Origin of the sequence: Sphingopyxis sp. L1A2A (assembly GCF_005502465.1) — a bacterium.
Classification (GTDB): Bacteria; Pseudomonadota; Alphaproteobacteria; order Sphingomonadales; family Sphingomonadaceae; genus Sphingopyxis.
Map to the genome: position 1 here is coordinate 54539 of NZ_SCOT01000007.1, position 16281 is coordinate 70819.

Consider the following 16281-nt stretch of genomic DNA (forward strand, 5'->3'; position numbering starts at 1 on the left):
CGCCTTATTTCGGCGCGATGACCATCAGCATCTGACGACCTTCGGTGCGCGGATGCGCTTCGACCTTTGCGATTTCGGACGTCAGTTCGGCGACGCGCTGCAGCACGTTCAGGCCGAGCTGGGTGTGGCTCATTTCGCGGCCGCGGAAACGCATGGTCATCTTGACCTTGTCGCCTTCCTCGAGGAAGTCGAACACCTTGCGCATTTTCACATCGAAATCATGATCGTCGATGTTCGGACGCATCTTGATCTCTTTGATTTCCTGCGTTTTCTGGCTCTTGCGCGCCAGGTTCGCCTTTTTCTGGGCTTCGTATTTGAACTTGCCCACATCGAGGAATTTGCACACCGGCGGATCGGCGTTGGGGGACACTTCAACCAGGTCCAGCCCGACGGAGGCTGCCTGCTCGATCGCTTCGGCGGTCAGCATCACGCCCAGATTTTCGCCTTCCTCGTCGATCACGCGGACCTTGGGCGAGGCGATGAATTCATTGTATCGCGGGCCGTTTTTCGGCGGCATCGGCGCCATCGGGCGGCGAGTCATGGGCGGTGGTATAGCTGTATCTCCTGGTCGTTGACGGATGGCGCGCGGAATCGGCACGATACGCGCGCACCCTGCTCATATAGTGAACGCGAGCGCGCCGTAAAGGCCGTGCGTGGTATAGCGGTGACGCTTTTCGACCGACTGTGGCGGCTAAGCCACGACTTTCGGCGTCACCATTTGGTCGGCGCGGCATCGACAACGCGGAAACCGCCGGCGCCGATCTCGCTGACTTCGAGCGCGCGCTGGGCGATGCCGCGGTTGTTGAAGCGGAAAATGCCGTCGATCCCGCCGAAACCGTCCGCCGCCAGCAGCTTGTTCACCGGAAAGCTGGTGCCGGGTTTCCAGTCGCGGGCGATGCGCACCGTCAGCAATACCGAGTCATAGCCCAGGCTGGCAAGGCGGTATGGCGCTTTGCCGAAACGGGTGCGATATTTGCCCGCAAGCTGGCCGTACAGGCCGTCGGACACGCTGGCGAACCACGACCCGCGCATCACCGCGCTGCTGCCCAGCGAGGCGTCGGTGTTCCACAGTTCGGTGCCCAGGATCTGGCGCTGCCCGGCGCCCTTGATGACGGGCACGGCGCGGATCGCATTGCCGCCGCTGTCGGCGATCAGCACCGCATCGATCGCGCCCGCATTGGCGATCCGCCGCGCCGCGCCGGTCAGCGCGGTCGCGCTGCGGTCATAGCTTTCGACCGCGACCAGCGTCCCGCCCGCCGCGGCCACCGCGCTGCGGAACGCCGCGACCGACCGGTCGCCATAGACATTTTTCGGGACCAGCGCGCCAAAGCGCTGATGCCCCTTGCCGCGCGCAAAGGCGACGACACGCTCGACCGACTGGCCGGGGACAAAGCCCATGATGAAGACGCCGTTGCCCGCGACGCTGCTGTCGTTCGAGAAACTGAGCACCGGCACCTTTGCGTCGCGCGCGATCGGCGCCACCGCGGCGACATCTTCGCTGAGCAGCGGGCCGAGGATCAGCCGGTTGCCATCGGCGACCGCCTGCCGCGCCGCCGCCGCCGCGCCGAGCGCGGTGTCATAGGTGGTGATGCGGACGCGCTCGGTGCGCGAATCGAGCAGCGCCAGCGTCGTCGCGTTGGCGATCGCCATGCCGACATCGGCGTTGGCGCCGGTCTGCGGCACCAGCAGCGCGACGCGGTGACGATCGGTGTCGGTGGGCAGGCCGGGGCCGACATTGTCGGTCGGTGCCTCGGGCGGCGGCGGCGCAACGGGACCATTGCCTTTCGGGACGACCTGACACGCTGCGAGCAGCCCCGCCATCGCCACCGCGCCGAGACCGCGCAGCAGGTGCCGCCGCGGCGATACATATCCCTGGCCCGCGCCTGTCTGGCAGTTAGCAGCAGTTTCTGCCATTTTCAGCATCATGCCAGATTCGACCATCTCAAATTCTCCCTTGCCCGGTCTCTATATCGTCGCGACCCCCATCGGCAACCTCGGCGACATCACCGCCCGCGCCGGGGCGACGCTGGCGCGCGCCGACGTGATCGCGGCGGAGGATACCCGCGTCACGGCGAAGCTGCTTTCACATCTTGGATTGCGTGTGCCGATGACCCCCTATCACGATCATAGCGACGAACGCACCCGCGCCGCGCTGGTTGCGCGGATGGCGGACGACGTGGTGGTTTTGGTGTCGGACGCGGGAACGCCGCTGATTTCCGACCCCGGGTACAAGCTGGTCCGCGATGCGCGCGCCGCCGGGCGGCATGTCACCACCCTGCCCGGCCCGTGCGCCGCCATCGCCGCGATCACCCTGTCGGGGCTGCCCAGCGACCGCTTCCTGTTTGCCGGATTCCTGCCGTCAAAGGCCAAGGCGCGCGCCGACACGCTCGCCGAATTTGCAGGGCTGCGCGCCACGCTGGTGTTTTACGAAAGCGGGCCGCGCCTCGCCTCCGCGCTGACCGCGCTCGCCGCCGGGCTGGGCGACCGCGACGCCGCGGTCGCGCGCGAGATCAGCAAGCTGTTCGAGGAATGTGTCACCGGCACCCTGACCGAGCTCGCCGCACGCTACACCGACGCGCCACCAAAAGGCGAGATCGTCATCGTCGTCGGCCCGCCCGGCGAAGCGGTGCCCGAGCAAGCCGACGACGCGGCGCTCGACGCCGCGCTGCGCGCGGCGATGGCCGACAAGCCGGTCGCGCAGGCGGCGAAGGCGGTCGCCAAACGCTTCGGGCTCGATCGCCACGACATTTATGCCCGCGCCCTGACGCTGAAAGACGCCGGTTGAAGCGCGCCGCGGCCGAAGCGCGCGGTCGCAAGGCCGAGCGCCGCGCCGCATGGTGGCTGCGCCTCCACGGCTGGCGCATCTTGGGCGAGCGGCTGCGCGTTGCGGCGGGCGAGGTCGACCTGGTCGCGCGGCGTGGCCGCATCATTGCCTTCATCGAGGTGAAATGGCGCGAACGCCCCGAGGATCTCGACCTCGCCATCGACCAATATCGCCTGCGCCGGGTCGCTGCGGCGGCGGAAATGCTCAGCCCCCGCTTCGCCCGGCCGCAGGACGACATCCGCATCGACGTGATGCTCCTTGCGCCCGGGCGCCTGCCACGCCATCTGGTCCATGTCTGGCAACCCTGAGGAATATGGAATGACCCTGCGCGCCGCGGTGCAAATGGACCCGATGGACGGCATCAACATCGGGGGCGACAGCAGCTTTGCCCTGATGCTCAAGGCGCTCGAACGCGGTTACACCCTCTATCATTACGACGTCCGCGGGCTGACGTGGGAGGCCGGGCGGCTGACGACAAAGGCGCATCGTGTACTCGACGTGCAGCGCGAGGCCGGGGCGCATTATCGCTTCGGCGATCAGCTCACCCTCGACCTCGGCCGCGACATCGATGTCGTGCTGATGCGGCAGGATCCGCCTTTCGACCTCGGTTACCTCACCGGCACCTGGCTGCTCGAACGGATCGCGGGCGAGACATTGGTGGTCAACGACCCCGTCTCGGTGCGCAACGCGCCCGAAAAGGTGTTTGTGCTCGACTTCCCCGAATATATGCCGCCGACGATGGTCACCCGCGATCTCGACGCGGTGAAGGATTTTCAGGCGCGTTATGGCGCGGTTGTCATCAAGCCGCTGCACGGCAATGGCGGCAAGGCGGTGTTCCGCATCGACGCCGACGGCAGCAATTTGGGCGCGCTGGTCGAACTGTTCGGACAGGTGTGGCCCGAACCCTTCATGGTCCAGCAATTCCTGCCCAGCGTGTCGCAGGGCGACAAACGCATCGTACTGATCGACGGCGAAGTCGCGGGCGCGATCAACCGCAAGCCCGGCGAAGGCGAATTCCGCTCGAACCTCGCGGTCGGGGGTTTCGCCGAAGCCACTGTGCTGACGCCGCGCGAACAGGAAATCTGCGCCGTGCTCGGCCCACAGCTGCGCGAGCGCGGCTTGGTCTTTGTCGGCATCGACGTGATCGGCGGCGAATGGCTGACCGAAATCAACGTCACCTCGCCCACCGGGATCGTCGCGATCGACCGGTTCAACAACAGCGATACGGCGGGGATGATCTGGGACGCGATCGTCCGGCGGATCGGCTGATAGCGATGTTTTCGTCATTGCGAGCGAAGCGAAGCAATCTCCAGCCATCGACCCCAAGTAACCTCGATAGCTGGAGATTGCTTCGTCGCTCCGCTCCTCGCAATGACGGGTTTGGATCGGTTTGCCGACCCAGCGCGTTACGCACCGCATGACCGATTTCATCCTGAATCTGATCCAGAGTTGGGGCTATATGGGGATATTCATCCTCATGGTCCTGGAAAATGTCTTTCCGCCGATCCCGTCCGAAGTCATCATGGGCCTCGGCGGCATCGCGGTGGCCAAAGGCCATTTCGATTTCTGGACCCTCGTCGCGGTCGCGGTCGCCGGAACGACCGTGGGCAATTGGGTGTGGTACGGCATCGGCCGCTGGATCGGCTATGAACGGCTCAAGCCCTTTATCGATCGCCGCGGCCGCTGGCTGACGCTGGATTGGGCGGAGGTCGAGCGGCTGCACATATTCTTCCTGAAACACGGCCCCGGCATCGTGTTTGTCGCGCGCTTCCTGCCCGTCGCGCGCACGATGGTGTCGCTGCCCGCGGGCATGGTGAAGATGAACCAGGCGAAATTCCTGGCTTGGACCGCGGCGGGATCGACGATCTGGATCACCGCGCTGGCGGGGGCGGGCAATTGGTTCGGCGGCAAATTCGCCAATATGGATGCGTTCGTCGGCCCGGTGGCGCTCGTCGCAATCGGGTCGCTGGTGCTGCTGTATTTCTATCGGGTGATTACGTGGACGCCGAAGCCGCGCGAACACTGACCATCTCACCGTAGCCCTGAGCTTGTCGAAGGGCGCCTCACTGAGAAGCGCCCTTCGACAAGCTCAGGGCTACGGTTTGCGACTAACCCGCCCGCGGATGCGCGCTGCGATAAATATCGAGCAGATGCGCGGCGTCGACCGCGGTATAGACCTGTGTCGATGCCAGGCTGGCATGACCGAGCAATTCCTGCAAACTGCGTAAATCGGCCCCGCCCGCCAGCAAATGCGTCGCGAAACTGTGGCGCAGCGCGTGCGGCGTCGTGCGTTCGGACAGCCCCAGCGCGCGCCGCGCCGTCCGCACGCTGGCGCGCACCACCCCGGGCGCCAGCGGCCCGCCGCGCGCGCCAAGGAACAGCGGCGCGTCCTTCGCGATCGGATAGGGGCAGGCCTCGACATAGCGCGTCACGGCGTTGGCGACGGCGGGCAGGATCGGCACGACCCGTGTCTTGGCCCGCTTGCCGGTAACGCGCAGCGTCTCACCCAGCGGTAGCGCGGCGCCGGTCAGCCCCAGCGCCTCGCCGATCCGCAGCCCGGCGCCGTAAAGCAGCAGCAGCAACGCGAAATCGCGCGCGCCAGTCCAGCCCTGCCGCGCATTGTCCTCGACATCCTGCGCCAGCGCGAGCGCCTCGGTGGGCGAAACCGGGCGCGGCAGCCCCTTCTTGACCCGCGGCCCGCGCAGCGGCGGCACGCTGGCCCCCGAACCGCCGACAAAGCGCAAGAAACCGCGCAGCGCCGAAAGCTCGCGCGCCGCCGATGCATTGCCCAGCCCTTCGGCGCGGCGATCGGCGAGATAGGCGCGCAGGTCATTGGGGGTCAGTTTGGTAAGCATCGGGCCATCGACGGCGCCGCCGCGATGTTCGGACAGAAAGGCGCAGAAGCGTTCGGCCGTCGCCATATAGGCGCGGCGCGTATGCTCCGACCGGCGCTTTTCGTGCGCCAGATGGGCATCCCAGTCGCGGATAATATCTGAAGCCAAAAGCCGCCCTTCAAATCCGTTCGTGTCGAGCGAAGTCGAGACACGTTGGCGCCGCGTTGCGCGTCCCTCGACTTCGCTCGGGACGAACGGTGCGGGGAGACTAGTGCGTTTTGACCACCTCGGAAAGGATGCTGTCGAGCAGGAGAATACCGCTGTCGGTGACCGCCAGCCGGTCACCCTCCCCTTCCATCAGTCCCTGATCGACCAACCGCACCACCGCATCGGCATCGACAAACGCCTCGCGCCCCAGCCCGCTTCGCATCTCGATCCGCGCCAGGTCGATGCCCTCGGTCAACCGCAACCCCATCAGCATCGCCTCGGTCGCGCGTTCGTGCGCGGGCAGATCGTTCTCGACCTTTAACCCATGCCCGTTGCGCTCGACCGCCGCGATGAAATTTTCGGGCTTCTTGTGCCGTTCGGTCGCCTGTCCCAACCGCCGCCCATGCGCGCCGGGACCGACGCCGGCATAATCGGCGTAGCGCCAGTAGGCGAGGTTGTGGCGGCTCTCCTGGCCGACCCGGGCATGGTTCGACACCTCGTAGCGCGGCAGGCCCGCGGCGCTTGTCGTCGCCTGCGTGGCGTCGAACAGATCGGCGGCGGCATCGCCGTCCGGGATGGTGAGGTCACCCTTCGCCGCCAGCGTGGCAAAGCGCGTGCCGGGCTCGATCGTCAGCTGGTAGAGCGAGAGATGATCGGTGCCGAGCGCCAGCGCGCCCGCCAGCTCGTTTTCCCATGCCGCCATCGTCTGGCCGGGGCGCGCATAGATCAGGTCGAAGCTGACGCGCGCGAAATGCTCCTGCGCCGTCGCAATCGCGCGCCGCGCCTCGCCTTCGCTGTGCGCGCGACCCAAAAATTCAAGCACTTCGGTATCGAAGCTCTGAACCCCGATCGACACACGGTTGACCCCGGCGGCGGCCAGATCGGCAAAATTGGCAACCTCGACCGAGTTCGGGTTTGCTTCCAGCGTGATCTCGACGTCATCGGTCAAACCCCACTCCGCCTCAGCCGCTGCAATCACCGCCGCAACGGTCGCGGGCGGCATCAGGCTGGGCGTCCCCCCACCGAAAAAGATCGACCCGACACGGCGATCGGGCAGCAACGCCGCCTCATGCCGCAGATCGGCGAGCAGCGCATCGCGCCACACAGCCTGATCGACACGATCGCGGACATGGCTGTTGAAGTCGCAATAGGGGCATTTCGACACGCAAAATGGCCAATGGACATAAAGGGCGAGCGGTTCGGGCATGGGCGAGGGTATAAGCTCAACTCGATAAGATATCACGTCGCCCCCGCGCAGGCGGGGGCCGCTATCGGTTTAAACGGCTACGAAGGGCAAAACCTCCAGCGGCCCCCGCCTGCGCGGGGGCGACTGATTCAAAACATCCCCGCCACCAGCTTCGCAAACGCGTCGGCGCGGTGACTTATCGCATGTTTTTCCGCCGGATCGATTTCGGCGTAAGTCAGTAACTTGCTAGCCGGAACGAACACCGGATCGTAACCGAACCCCAGCAGCCCGCGCGGCGGCCACGTCAGGCTGCCTTGCGCTCGCCCCTCGAACACCTCGGCATGGCCGTCGGGCCAGGCGAGCGCGAGGGTACAGACGAAACAGGCGCTGCGGTCGACGTCCGGCCCCTGCTCGGCGAGCAGGCCTTCTACCTTGCCCATCGCCATATACCAGTCGCGGCCCGGCGGACCTTCAAACGCCTGCCGTTCGGCCCAGTCGGCGGTGTAAACGCCCGGGCGCCCGCCCAGCGCCGCGACTTCGAGTCCGCTGTCGTCGGCCAGCGCGGGCAGCCCCGCCGCCGACGCACTCGCATGCGCTTTGAGCAGCGCATTGTCGCGGAACGTCGTGCCCGTCTCATCAGGCTCGGGCAGGCCTAGGTCGCCCGCCGACACCGGGTCGATGCCGAAGGGTTCGAGCAGCGCGCGAATTTCGCGCACCTTGCCCGCATTGTGGCTGGCGATGACAAGACGGCCGGGGGTGAGTTTGCGGGTCATAAAGCCCTCTCCCCTTGGGAGAGGGTTGGGTGAGGGGTTCCGCCGTCGGCGATCGTGGCCAAATGTCCGCGCAAATCCTCCAACACGCCCTCCAGATTGCCCATGATGTCGTTGTTCCAGTATCGAATGACGTGATAGCCGGCTGCTTGCAAACTAGCTGTGCGGCTCGCATCCGCAGCGCTGTCTGCATGCTGCCCACCGTCAGCTTCGACGATGATCCGCAACTCTTCGCAGAGGAAATCGGCAATGAACCCGGCAACCGGTGACTGTCGGCGAAATTTGAGGCCGAGAAACTGACGCGCGCGCAATACTTGCCAGAGCTTCTTCTCGGCATCGGTTTCGTGGCGCCGCAATTTGCGGGCAATACCCGTTGACGGCTTGTGCTGCTTTGGCGTCACATCCCCTCACCTGCTGCGACTAGCCAGCAAGCTGCCAAGTCTCGCTTCCTCTCCCGCCGGGAGAGGAAATTATTACCGCCCCGTCGCCTTGTCCTGCGCCGCGAAAATTTCGGTGCAGCCGATGCGCGCCAGGCGCAGCAGGCGAAGCAGGCCTTCTTCGTCATAGGTCGCGCCCTCGGCGCTCGCTTGCACTTCGACGATCTGGCCGCGGCCGGTCAGCACGAAATTGCCGTCGGCCTCGGCCACCGAATCCTCGTCATAATCCAGGTCGAGCACCGGCGTGCCGTTGTAGATGCCGCACGAAATCGCACCGACCTTGTCCTCGATCGGATCCTCGGCAATCGCCTGGGTTTCGAGCAGCTTGTCGACCGCGATCCGCAGCGCGACCCACGCGCCCGAAATCGACGCGGTGCGGGTGCCGCCATCGGCCTGAATCACGTCGCAATCGATGATGATCTGCCGCTCGCCCAGCTTCTTCATATCGACCACGGCGCGCAAGCTGCGTCCGATAAGCCGCTGAATTTCCTGGGTCCGTCCCGACTGCTTGCCCTTCGCCGCTTCGCGGCTGCCGCGGGTGTGCGTCGCGCGGGGCAGCATGCCATATTCGGCGGTGACCCACCCCTGCCCCTTGCCGCGCAGGAACGGCGGCACCTTTTCATCGACGCTGGCGGTCACCAGCACCTTGGTATTGCCAAAGCTGACCAGCACGCTGCCCTCGGCATGGATGGTAAAGGCGGTTTCGATGGCGATGGGGCGCATCTGATCGGGGGCGCGGCCGGATGGGCGCATGGGGGATTCTCCTGTGATGGTGTGCGGCGCGCTTAGCGGGGTTGGCCCGTCTCCGCCACCCGTCATTGCGAGGAGCGCAGCGACGAAGCAATCTCCAGCCATCGATGTCATCTTACGCCGATGGCTGGAGATTGCTTCGCTTCGCTCGCAACGACGGCAAAGGCGAATGCTTGCCCCCACGCCCGCGCGTCCCTAAATCCTCCCCATGACCACCGCGCCGATCACCGAACTCACCACGCGCGCCCGCGACGTGTTCCGGCTGGTCGTCGACGCCTATCTCGAGACCGGCCAGCCCGTCGGGTCGCGGACCTTGTCGAAGCTCGCCGCGCTCAACCTCTCTCCCGCGTCGATCCGCAACGTCATGCAGGATCTGGAAGAATTCGGCCTCCTCGCCAGCCCGCACACCAGCGCGGGGCGCCTGCCGACCGAACAGGGGCTGCGCCTGTTCGTCGATGGCATGATGCAGGTTGCGGAACCCAGCGCCGAGGATCGCGCCCAGATTGAGGCCTCCCTCTCCGACGCCGGTCCGATCGAAAGCGCGCTGGCGCAGGCGACCTCCGCGCTCTCCGGCCTGTCGGCGTGCGCCGGCCTGGTACTCGTCCCCAAGCATGAGCGTATCCTGAAACAGGTCGCGTTCGTGCCGCTGTCCGACGCGCAGGCGCTTGTCGTGCTCGTCGCGGGCGACGGCGCGGTCGAGAACCGCGTCATCGACACCCCGCCCGGGCTCGACCCGTCGGCGCTGGTCGAGGCGGGCAATTATATCAGCGCAATGCTCGCGGGCCTGACGCTGACCGAAGCGATGGCGCGGGTGCGCCATGAAATCGAGGCCGAGCGCATCGCGATCGACCGCGCCGCGCAGGATCTGGTCAGCCGCGGGCTCGCCATCTGGTCGTCCGACGGCGCCGACCGCCCGGTGCTGATCGTGCGCGGTCAGGCGAACCTGCTCGACGACAGCGCGGTCGGCGACCTCGACCGCGTCCGCCAATTGCTCGACGAACTCGAAACCAAGCAGGACATTGCGCAATTGCTCGACAGCGCCCGCGACGGCAGCGCGACCCGCATTTTCATCGGGTCGGAAAATAAATTATTCTCGCTTTCGGGCTCTTCCGTGATAGCGGCGCCCTATCGCGGATCGGACGGGCGCGTGGTTGGCGTGGTCGGGGTTATCGGCCCCACCCGCTTGAACTATGCCCGCATCGTTCCCATGGTGGATTTCACCGCACAATCGCTCTCCAGACTGATACGATAAGGCTTATGACGAACATCGAAAATGACACCCCGGTCGACGACAGCGCGACCCCAGAAACCGCAACCTCAATCGACGCCCCCGAAGCGGCAGCGCCCGAGAATGACGAAATCGCCCAGTTGCACGAACAGCTGGCTGCGGTGCAGCAAGACCTGCTCTATGCGCGCGCCGAGACGCAAAATCTGGGCCGCCGCAAGGAAAAGGAAATTGCCGACGCGCATGCCTATGCCGCGACCAAATTTGCGCGCGACATATTGTCGGTCGCCGACAATCTGGGCCGCGCGCTTGCCGCGCTCAGCGACGAACAGCGCGCGTCGGACGCGATCAAGCCGCTGATCACCGGGCTTGAGGCGACCGAGCGCGAATTGCTCAGCGTCTTTGAACGCAACGGCATCACCCGCATCGCCGCGATCGGCCTGCCGCTCGACCCCAACCAGCATCAGGCGATGCTGGAGATTCCGAGCGAGCAGACGCCGGGCACGATCGTGCAGGAAATGCAGGCGGGCTATATGATGAAAGACCGGCTGCTGCGTCCCGCGATGGTGGCGGTGGCAAAGGCGGGGTGATAAATCGTCATTGCGAGGAGCCGGAGGCGACGCGGCAATCTCCAGCTATCGGAACGCGCGACCGATAGCTGGAGATTGCCGCGTCGCTACGCTCCTCGCAATGACGGGCTAACCTCGCAATGACGGGCTAAGCCGCTTTCCGCATCTTCATCAGCTTCTTCAACACCATCTCGCGCTTCAGCCGCGACAGATGGTCGATGAACAAAATGCCTTCCAGATGGTCATGCTCGTGCTGGATGCACGTCGCCATCAGCCCGGTCATGCGTTCCTGATGATGCTTGCCGTCTTCGTCCTGCCAGTCGACGGTGACCTCGGCGGGGCGCGTCACATCGGCATATTGTTCGGGGACCGACAGGCACCCTTCCGAATAGACGCTATGCTCCTCGCTCTCGTCGGAAAAGACGGGGTTGATGAACACGCGCGGCTCGCGGATCACCTTCTTGCCCTCTTCATCCTCGGGATCGGGTTCCTGCAGGTCGATCACCAGAATGCGCTTCGCCACCCCGACCTGAATCGCCGCCAGCCCGATGCCGGGGGCGTCGTACATCGTCTCGAACATGTCGGCGACGAGCTGCTTCAGCTCGGCATCGAAGGTCTCGACGGGCTTGGAAATGACGCGCAGCCGGGGATCCGGGGTCTCTATGATGGGGAGTAAGGCCATGGGGTGCAGGTATGAACTCGAACGCCCGCCGTCAACCCACCGGCCGCCTTGCCCGAAGCGCCTGCGCCAGTGTCCCCTCGTCGAGGTAATCGAGTTCGCCCCCCACCGGCAAACCGTGCGCCAGCTGCGTCAACCGCACCGGATAGCCCTCCAGCCGCTCGGCGAGATAATGCGCCGTCGTCTGGCCCTCCAGCGTCGCGTTCATCGCCAGCACGACCTCGTCGATGCCGCCCGCCGCGACGCGCGCGACCAGGGCGTCGATCGCCAGATCCTGCGGGCGGATACCCTCCAGCGCCGACAATCGCCCGCCCAGCACATGATATTTGCCGGGGAACAGCCGCGACTTGTCGAGCGCCCACAGGTCCGACACCTCCTCGACCACGCACAGCGACCGCGCATCGCGGCGCGGATCGGCGCAGATCGCGCAGGGATCGTGGGTATCGACATTGCCGCAGATCGTGCAGGTGACGAGCCGTTCGGACACGGTCTGAAGCGCCGCAAGCAGCGGCACGAACGCGGACTCGCGTTTCTTCATCAAATGCAGCACCGCGCGCCGCGCCGACCGCGGGCCGAGGCCGGGGAGACGGGCGAGTTGCTGGACGAGGGCTTCGATTTCGGTGGAGGCCATGGTGGGTGTTTGGCGTAGCGCGCAAGGTCACGCAAGGGCGATAGCTGGCGATTGCCGCGTCGCCTGCGGCTCCTCGCAATGACGTTCTCAACTTCGTCATTGCGAGGAGCGAAGCGACGAAGCAATCTCCAGCCATGCGTCAAGAGAAACAGCCCGCAGTCTACATCATGACCAATCGGAAAGATGGGGTGCTTTACACCGGCGTCACGTCCGATCTGATCGCGCGGGCGTGGCAGCACCGGCAAAAACAGAGCGGGTTTTCGGCTCGCTATCGCTGCGACAAATTGGTGTGGTTTGAACTGCACGGCGACATGTATGCGGCGATCACGCGCGAGAAGCAGATCAAGGCGGGGTCGCGCGCGAAAAAAGTGGCGCTGATCGAGGTGGAAAATCCCGAATGGCGTGACCTGTTTCCGGAGTTAACGGGCGGATAGGCTGATAGCCGGAGATTGCTTCGCTTCGCTCGCAATGACGAGTTTTGGCGTCATTGCGAGGAGCGTAGCGACGCGGCAATCTCCAGCTATCGATCTTGCACAACCCCTCAACCTCCGCCAAAGCCCGCACCCATGCGTATCGCTTTCATGGGAACGCCGCCCTTTGCGGTGCCGACGCTCGCTGCGCTGCATGCGGCGGGGCATGACATTGCGGCGGTCTATACCCAGCCGCCGCGCCCGGCGCAGCGCGGCAAGAAATTTCAGAAAAGCCCGGTGCAGGTCTGGGCCGAAGAACACGCCCTGCCCGCCCGCACCCCGAAAAGCCTGAAGGGTGCCGACGAACAGGCCGCGTTCGCCGCGCTGAACCTCGATATTGCGGTCGTCGCGGCTTACGGCCTGATCCTGCCGCCCGCGATCCTCGATGCCCCGCGCCAAGGGTCCCTCAACGTCCATGGCTCGATCCTGCCGCGTTGGCGCGGCGCGGCGCCGGTGCAGCGCGCCATATTGGCGGGCGATGCCGAAACCGGTGTGACGATCATGCAGATGGACGTCGGGCTCGACACCGGCGCGATGCGGCTGGTCGAACCGACCCCGATCGGCCGCAAGACCGCGGGGGTGCTGACCCACGAACTCGCCGAAATGGGCGCACTGATGATGCGGCTGGTGCTGAGCGAGCTTCACGCCTTTCCGCCGGTGCCGCAGCCCGACGACGGCGTCACCTACGCCGCCAAGATCGACAAGAGCGAAGCGCGGCTCGATTTTCTGGTGAGCGCGGTGCAGGTCGAACGCCAAGTGCGCGCATTTAACCCGGTGCCGGGGGCGTTTTTTGAGCTGGACGGTGAGCGGTACAAGCTGCTCGCCGCCGAGGTGATCCATCCGGGCGAGACGGTCGCGGGCGCGGCCCCCGGCGTCACGCTCGACGACGCGCTGACCATAGCCTGCAACCCCGGCGCGATCCGCGCGACGCGGGTGCAGCGGGCGGGCAAGCCCGCGATGGCGGCGGGCGAATTGCTGCGCGGGCGGGCGATTCCGGCGGGGACGCGGCTGACATGAACCAGCCATTTCTTCCTCGTCACCCCGGACTTGATCCGGGGTCCAAGCCTTCGGCGCCGGAATGGACCCCGGATCAAGTCCGGGGTGACGAAAATGGGGAATATCTCCGCCCATGACCCGCTTTGCCCTCACCATCGAATATGACGGCCGCCCTTACATGGGCTGGCAGCGGCAGGCGCATGGTCCCAGCGTCCAGCAGGCGATCGAGGAGGCGATCCACCGCTTCACCGGTGAGACGGTGCAGGTGTTCAGCGCCGGCCGCACCGACGCCGGGGTCCATGCGATCGCGATGCGCGCGCATGTCGACATCGCCAAGCCGCTGACCCCGTTCAAGCTGACCGAGGCGCTCAACGCCCAGTTGCGCCCCGCCCCGATCGCGATGCTCGCGGCGGAGGTCGTCCCCGACGACTGGCACGCACGCTTTGCCTGCACGGGGCGCAGTTACGAATATCGCATCGTCAACCGCCGAGCGCCGCTGACGTGGGACAAGGGGCTGTCGTGGCAAGTCGCGCGGCCGCTCGATGCCGACGCGATGCACGCCGCGGCGCAGGCGCTGGTCGGCCTCCACGATTTCACCACCTTCCGATCGGCGCATTGCCAGTCGCAAAGCCCGGTCAAGACACTCGATAAACTGACCGTCAGCCGCCACGGCGACGAGCTGATCATCGAGGCCGCGGCGCGCAGTTTCCTGCACCATCAGGTCCGATCGATGGTCGGGTGCCTGTCGCTGATCGGGCATGGGCGGTGGACGGCGGGGGATTTGAAGGATGCGCTGGCGGCGGCGGATCGCAACGCACTGGGGCTGAATGCGCCGCCCGACGGGCTGTATTTTGTGAGCGCCACTTACCCGTAGTTCGTCATTGCGAGGAGCGTAGCGACGCGGCAATCTCCAGCTGGCGTCCGAGCAAAACGATAGCTGGAGATTGCTTCGCGACGCTCGCAATCACGGCAACGAAAAAGGGCGGCCCTCGCAGACCGCCCCTTCCCTAAATCACCACCCCGCGCGCTTACACCTTTTCGGCGTAATACAGCGGCGCGTGTTCATTCAAAATCTGCAGGATCTTCGCCTGCGCTGTCTTTTCGTCACTTTCTTCCATCGCGCCCAATTCGCGCGCGAGGCGGCTCGACGCCGCTTCAAAGATCTGGCGTTCCGAATAGCTCTGCTCGGGCTGGTCGTCGGCGCGGAACAGGTCGCGGGTCACTTCGGCGATCGACACCAGGTCGCCCGAATTGATCTTCGCTTCATATTCCTGCGCGCGGCGCGACCACATGGTGCGCTTGACCTTCGGCTTGGTGGTCAGCACCTGCAACGCTTCCTTCAGCGTCTTGTCCGACGACAGCTTGCGCATCCCGACGCCTTCGGCCTTGTTCGTCGGCACGCGAAGGGTCATTTTTTCCTTTTCGAAGCGCAGGACATAGAGTTCGAGCTGCATCCCGGCGATCTCCGACCGCTGCAACTCGATGACGCGCCCCACGCCATGTTTGGGATAAACAACATAATCACCGACTTCGAACAAGAGCGTGCTTACGGACATGCAAATTCCTTTTGTTGTGCCTTGACCCTGATCTGAAAGTGCGACAACAGCGGCGCATCCCACCCTCTAGCCAAGGGGGATCTACAATCGCTCGGCGCTAGCCAGTCAGAGTGACAAGGGATATGGCTCCATCGGAACGCCGTGACATACCCCAGCCCGCGACGGGCAGAGGCAGAATGTCGGCGCGTTGATATTTATTATAACAGATTCGCAACAAAATTGCCACCCCTGCGCGGCGGGGCGCCTTGACGCCATCCGGTCGTCGTTTCACCTTGGCACGAAATCACAAACGGGAATGCCGATATGGATGGTCAATGCTGGTGGGTGACAGGCGCTTCGTCGGGGATCGGTGCGGCGCTGGCGCGGGGGCTGGCGGCGCGCGGCGCAAAGCTGATCCTGTCGGGGCGCAACGTCGCGGCACTCGACGCCGTCGCCGCCGATTGCAGGGCCGAGACGCTGGTGCTGCCGTTCGAGGCGACCGACTATGCCGCCCTTCCCGCGATCGCCGAACAGGCGTGGGGCTGGCAGGGCCGCGTCGACGGGCTGGTCAACAACGCCGGCATTTCACAGCGCAGCCTGGCGATCGACACCGATTTTGCCGTCTATCAACAGATTGTCGCGGTCGACCTGCTCGCCCCGATCGCGCTGACGCAGCAACTGCTGCCGCACATGGTCGGCGCGGGCGGCGGCCAGATCGTCGCGATCTCCAGCGTCGCGGGGATCGCCGGGGTGCCGCTGCGCAGCGCCTATTGCGCGGCGAAGCACGGCCTGATCGGCTATCACGACAGCGTGCGGGCCGAAAATGAGCATCTGGGGTTGCGGGTGCTGGTCGTCGCGCCCGGATCGGTCCAGACCAACGTCAGCCGCAACGCGCTCAACGCCGACGGCAGCGTCCGCGGGGAAAGCGACGCCGCGATCGACAACGGCCTGTCGCCCGATTTCGCCGCCGCGCAGATATTGGCGGCGGTCGACGCCGGGACGCGCGAGCTGGTGGTCGCCGAGGGCGCCGAGGCGGCGATCGCGGCGCTGCGCCGCAGCGACCCCGACGCGCTGTTCGACCGCATGAGCGCGATGGTCCAGGCAGGTTATGCGGCGCAGATGAAAGCGACAACGGCAACCTGAATGGCGGCTAACGACCGGAAGCCGC

Annotated in this window: 20 protein-coding genes; 10 read left to right on the top strand and 10 right to left on the bottom strand. The window is 65.6% G+C overall.

Going from position 1 to position 16281, the window contains the following annotated elements; genetic code table 11:
* Positions 1 to 4: 4 nt before the first annotated feature.
* Both infC and FFS68_RS06605 read right to left on the bottom strand, forming a co-directional pair.
* The gene (gene infC / locus FFS68_RS06600; RefSeq protein ID WP_039572576.1) at positions 5 to 541 is read right to left on the bottom strand and encodes a translation initiation factor IF-3; all 537 of its coding nucleotides are present in this window, start codon (positions 539 to 541) and stop codon (positions 5 to 7) included.
* Between the two features lie 170 nt (positions 542 to 711).
* Positions 712 to 1821: a penicillin-binding protein activator gene (locus tag FFS68_RS06605; protein WP_249340056.1), complete on the bottom strand. Its 1110-nt coding sequence runs from the start codon at positions 1819 to 1821 to the stop codon at positions 712 to 714.
* A gap of 103 nt (positions 1822 to 1924) precedes the next feature.
* On the opposite strand from FFS68_RS06605, the gene rsmI reads away from it, so the two are divergent.
* The 4 genes from rsmI (at position 1925) to FFS68_RS06625 (ending at position 4850) form a co-directional block, all read left to right on the top strand.
* On the top strand, positions 1925 to 2785 hold the full coding sequence (gene rsmI / locus FFS68_RS06610) for a 16S rRNA (cytidine(1402)-2'-O)-methyltransferase (RefSeq protein WP_137752399.1): 861 nt from the start codon (positions 1925 to 1927) through the stop codon (positions 2783 to 2785).
* Positions 2782 to 3132, top strand: coding sequence for a YraN family protein (locus FFS68_RS06615; protein WP_137752400.1), 351 nt, complete (start codon positions 2782 to 2784; stop codon positions 3130 to 3132). The genes rsmI and FFS68_RS06615 overlap by 4 nt, the downstream gene beginning before the upstream one ends.
* A gap of 10 nt (positions 3133 to 3142) precedes the next feature.
* The gene (gene gshB, locus FFS68_RS06620; RefSeq protein WP_137752401.1) at positions 3143 to 4093 is read left to right on the top strand and encodes a glutathione synthase; all 951 of its coding nucleotides are present in this window, start codon (positions 3143 to 3145) and stop codon (positions 4091 to 4093) included.
* 148 nt (positions 4094 to 4241) lie between these two features.
* The gene (locus FFS68_RS06625; protein WP_137752402.1) at positions 4242 to 4850 is read left to right on the top strand and encodes a DedA family protein; all 609 of its coding nucleotides are present in this window, start codon (positions 4242 to 4244) and stop codon (positions 4848 to 4850) included.
* 82 nt (positions 4851 to 4932) lie between these two features.
* On the opposite strand, the gene FFS68_RS06630 is transcribed toward FFS68_RS06625, so the two are convergent.
* From FFS68_RS06630 to rph, 5 genes are all read right to left on the bottom strand, one after another.
* Positions 4933 to 5826 (bottom strand): tyrosine recombinase XerC, encoded by an 894-nt coding sequence (locus FFS68_RS06630; protein ID WP_137752403.1) that lies wholly within the window; start codon positions 5824 to 5826, stop codon positions 4933 to 4935.
* A gap of 100 nt (positions 5827 to 5926) precedes the next feature.
* A complete protein-coding gene (hemW, locus tag FFS68_RS06635) occupies positions 5927 to 7072 on the bottom strand; it encodes a radical SAM family heme chaperone HemW (RefSeq protein ID WP_171003767.1) in 1146 nt (381 codons plus the stop codon).
* A gap of 128 nt (positions 7073 to 7200) precedes the next feature.
* Positions 7201 to 7824, bottom strand: coding sequence for an RdgB/HAM1 family non-canonical purine NTP pyrophosphatase (gene rdgB / locus FFS68_RS06640; RefSeq protein ID WP_137752404.1), 624 nt, complete (start codon positions 7822 to 7824; stop codon positions 7201 to 7203).
* Positions 7821 to 8222, bottom strand: coding sequence for an endonuclease domain-containing protein (locus FFS68_RS06645; RefSeq protein ID WP_137752405.1), 402 nt, complete (start codon positions 8220 to 8222; stop codon positions 7821 to 7823). Before FFS68_RS06645 ends, rdgB begins: the two co-directional genes overlap by 4 nt.
* Before the next feature lie 72 nt (positions 8223 to 8294).
* On the bottom strand, positions 8295 to 9011 hold the full coding sequence (gene rph / locus FFS68_RS06650) for a ribonuclease PH (RefSeq protein ID WP_137752406.1): 717 nt from the start codon (positions 9009 to 9011) through the stop codon (positions 8295 to 8297).
* 205 nt (positions 9012 to 9216) lie between these two features.
* Here rph and hrcA point away from each other — a divergent pair, with 205 nt between their 5' ends.
* Both hrcA and grpE read left to right on the top strand, forming a co-directional pair.
* Positions 9217 to 10260 carry a heat-inducible transcriptional repressor HrcA gene (gene hrcA, locus FFS68_RS06655; protein ID WP_137752407.1) on the top strand — a complete coding sequence of 348 codons (1044 nt, stop codon included), beginning with the start codon at positions 9217 to 9219 and terminating at the stop codon, positions 10258 to 10260.
* A gap of 5 nt (positions 10261 to 10265) precedes the next feature.
* Positions 10266 to 10823 carry a nucleotide exchange factor GrpE gene (gene grpE, locus FFS68_RS06660; RefSeq protein WP_137752408.1) on the top strand — a complete coding sequence of 186 codons (558 nt, stop codon included), beginning with the start codon at positions 10266 to 10268 and terminating at the stop codon, positions 10821 to 10823.
* A 127-nt stretch (positions 10824 to 10950) separates the two neighbouring features.
* Here the strand turns inward: grpE and def are convergent, their stop codons facing one another.
* Together def and recR are read right to left on the bottom strand one after the other, a co-directional pair.
* Positions 10951 to 11484 (bottom strand): peptide deformylase, encoded by a 534-nt coding sequence (gene def / locus FFS68_RS06665; RefSeq protein ID WP_137752409.1) that lies wholly within the window; start codon positions 11482 to 11484, stop codon positions 10951 to 10953.
* A 31-nt stretch (positions 11485 to 11515) separates the two neighbouring features.
* Entirely contained in the window at positions 11516 to 12112 is a 597-nt protein-coding gene (gene recR / locus FFS68_RS06670) for a recombination mediator RecR (protein ID WP_039579914.1), read from the bottom strand.
* A 134-nt stretch (positions 12113 to 12246) separates the two neighbouring features.
* On the opposite strand from recR, the gene FFS68_RS06675 reads away from it, so the two are divergent.
* The 3 genes from FFS68_RS06675 (at position 12247) to truA (ending at position 14452) form a co-directional block, all read left to right on the top strand.
* Positions 12247 to 12546: a GIY-YIG nuclease family protein gene (locus FFS68_RS06675; RefSeq protein ID WP_137752410.1), complete on the top strand. Its 300-nt coding sequence runs from the start codon at positions 12247 to 12249 to the stop codon at positions 12544 to 12546.
* Between the two features lie 132 nt (positions 12547 to 12678).
* Positions 12679 to 13599 (top strand): methionyl-tRNA formyltransferase, encoded by a 921-nt coding sequence (gene fmt, locus FFS68_RS06680; protein WP_137752411.1) that lies wholly within the window; start codon positions 12679 to 12681, stop codon positions 13597 to 13599.
* A 112-nt stretch (positions 13600 to 13711) separates the two neighbouring features.
* Positions 13712 to 14452 (top strand): tRNA pseudouridine(38-40) synthase TruA, encoded by a 741-nt coding sequence (gene truA / locus FFS68_RS06685; RefSeq protein WP_137752412.1) that lies wholly within the window; start codon positions 13712 to 13714, stop codon positions 14450 to 14452.
* A 154-nt stretch (positions 14453 to 14606) separates the two neighbouring features.
* Here truA and FFS68_RS06690 read toward each other — a convergent pair whose 3' ends face one another.
* Positions 14607 to 15134 (bottom strand): CarD family transcriptional regulator, encoded by a 528-nt coding sequence (locus tag FFS68_RS06690; RefSeq protein ID WP_120215896.1) that lies wholly within the window; start codon positions 15132 to 15134, stop codon positions 14607 to 14609.
* A 303-nt stretch (positions 15135 to 15437) separates the two neighbouring features.
* On the opposite strand from FFS68_RS06690, the gene FFS68_RS06695 reads away from it, so the two are divergent.
* On the top strand, positions 15438 to 16256 hold the full coding sequence (locus tag FFS68_RS06695; protein ID WP_137752413.1) for an SDR family NAD(P)-dependent oxidoreductase: 819 nt from the start codon (positions 15438 to 15440) through the stop codon (positions 16254 to 16256).
* The last annotated feature ends 25 nt before the right edge of the window (positions 16257 to 16281 follow it).

Bases quoted from the DNA above. Each gene is read 5' to 3' on its own strand.
- FFS68_RS06605 (WP_249340056.1), bottom strand. From the start codon at position 1,821: ATGGCGGGGCTGCTCGCAGCGTGTCAGGTCGTCCCGAAAGGCAATGGT.
- hemW (WP_171003767.1), bottom strand. From the start codon at position 7,072: ATGCCCGAACCGCTCGCCCTTTATGTCCATTGGCCATTTTGCGTGTCG.
- FFS68_RS06695 (WP_137752413.1), top strand. From the start codon at position 15,438: ATGGATGGTCAATGCTGGTGGGTGACAGGCGCTTCGTCGGGGATCGGT.
- truA (WP_137752412.1), top strand. From the start codon at position 13,712: ATGACCCGCTTTGCCCTCACCATCGAATATGACGGCCGCCCTTACATG.
- grpE (WP_137752408.1), top strand. From the start codon at position 10,266: ATGACGAACATCGAAAATGACACCCCGGTCGACGACAGCGCGACCCCA.
- rdgB (WP_137752404.1), bottom strand. From the start codon at position 7,824: ATGACCCGCAAACTCACCCCCGGCCGTCTTGTCATCGCCAGCCACAAT.
- hrcA (WP_137752407.1), top strand. From the start codon at position 9,217: ATGACCACCGCGCCGATCACCGAACTCACCACGCGCGCCCGCGACGTG.
- infC (WP_039572576.1), bottom strand. From the start codon at position 541: ATGACTCGCCGCCCGATGGCGCCGATGCCGCCGAAAAACGGCCCGCGA.
- rph (WP_137752406.1), bottom strand. From the start codon at position 9,011: ATGCGCCCATCCGGCCGCGCCCCCGATCAGATGCGCCCCATCGCCATC.
- FFS68_RS06675 (WP_137752410.1), top strand. From the start codon at position 12,247: ATGCGTCAAGAGAAACAGCCCGCAGTCTACATCATGACCAATCGGAAA.
- FFS68_RS06690 (WP_120215896.1), bottom strand. From the start codon at position 15,134: ATGTCCGTAAGCACGCTCTTGTTCGAAGTCGGTGATTATGTTGTTTAT.
- rsmI (WP_137752399.1), top strand. From the start codon at position 1,925: ATGCCAGATTCGACCATCTCAAATTCTCCCTTGCCCGGTCTCTATATC.
- fmt (WP_137752411.1), top strand. From the start codon at position 12,679: ATGCGTATCGCTTTCATGGGAACGCCGCCCTTTGCGGTGCCGACGCTC.
- gshB (WP_137752401.1), top strand. From the start codon at position 3,143: ATGACCCTGCGCGCCGCGGTGCAAATGGACCCGATGGACGGCATCAAC.
- recR (WP_039579914.1), bottom strand. From the start codon at position 12,112: ATGGCCTCCACCGAAATCGAAGCCCTCGTCCAGCAACTCGCCCGTCTC.
- def (WP_137752409.1), bottom strand. From the start codon at position 11,484: ATGGCCTTACTCCCCATCATAGAGACCCCGGATCCCCGGCTGCGCGTC.
- FFS68_RS06625 (WP_137752402.1), top strand. From the start codon at position 4,242: ATGACCGATTTCATCCTGAATCTGATCCAGAGTTGGGGCTATATGGGG.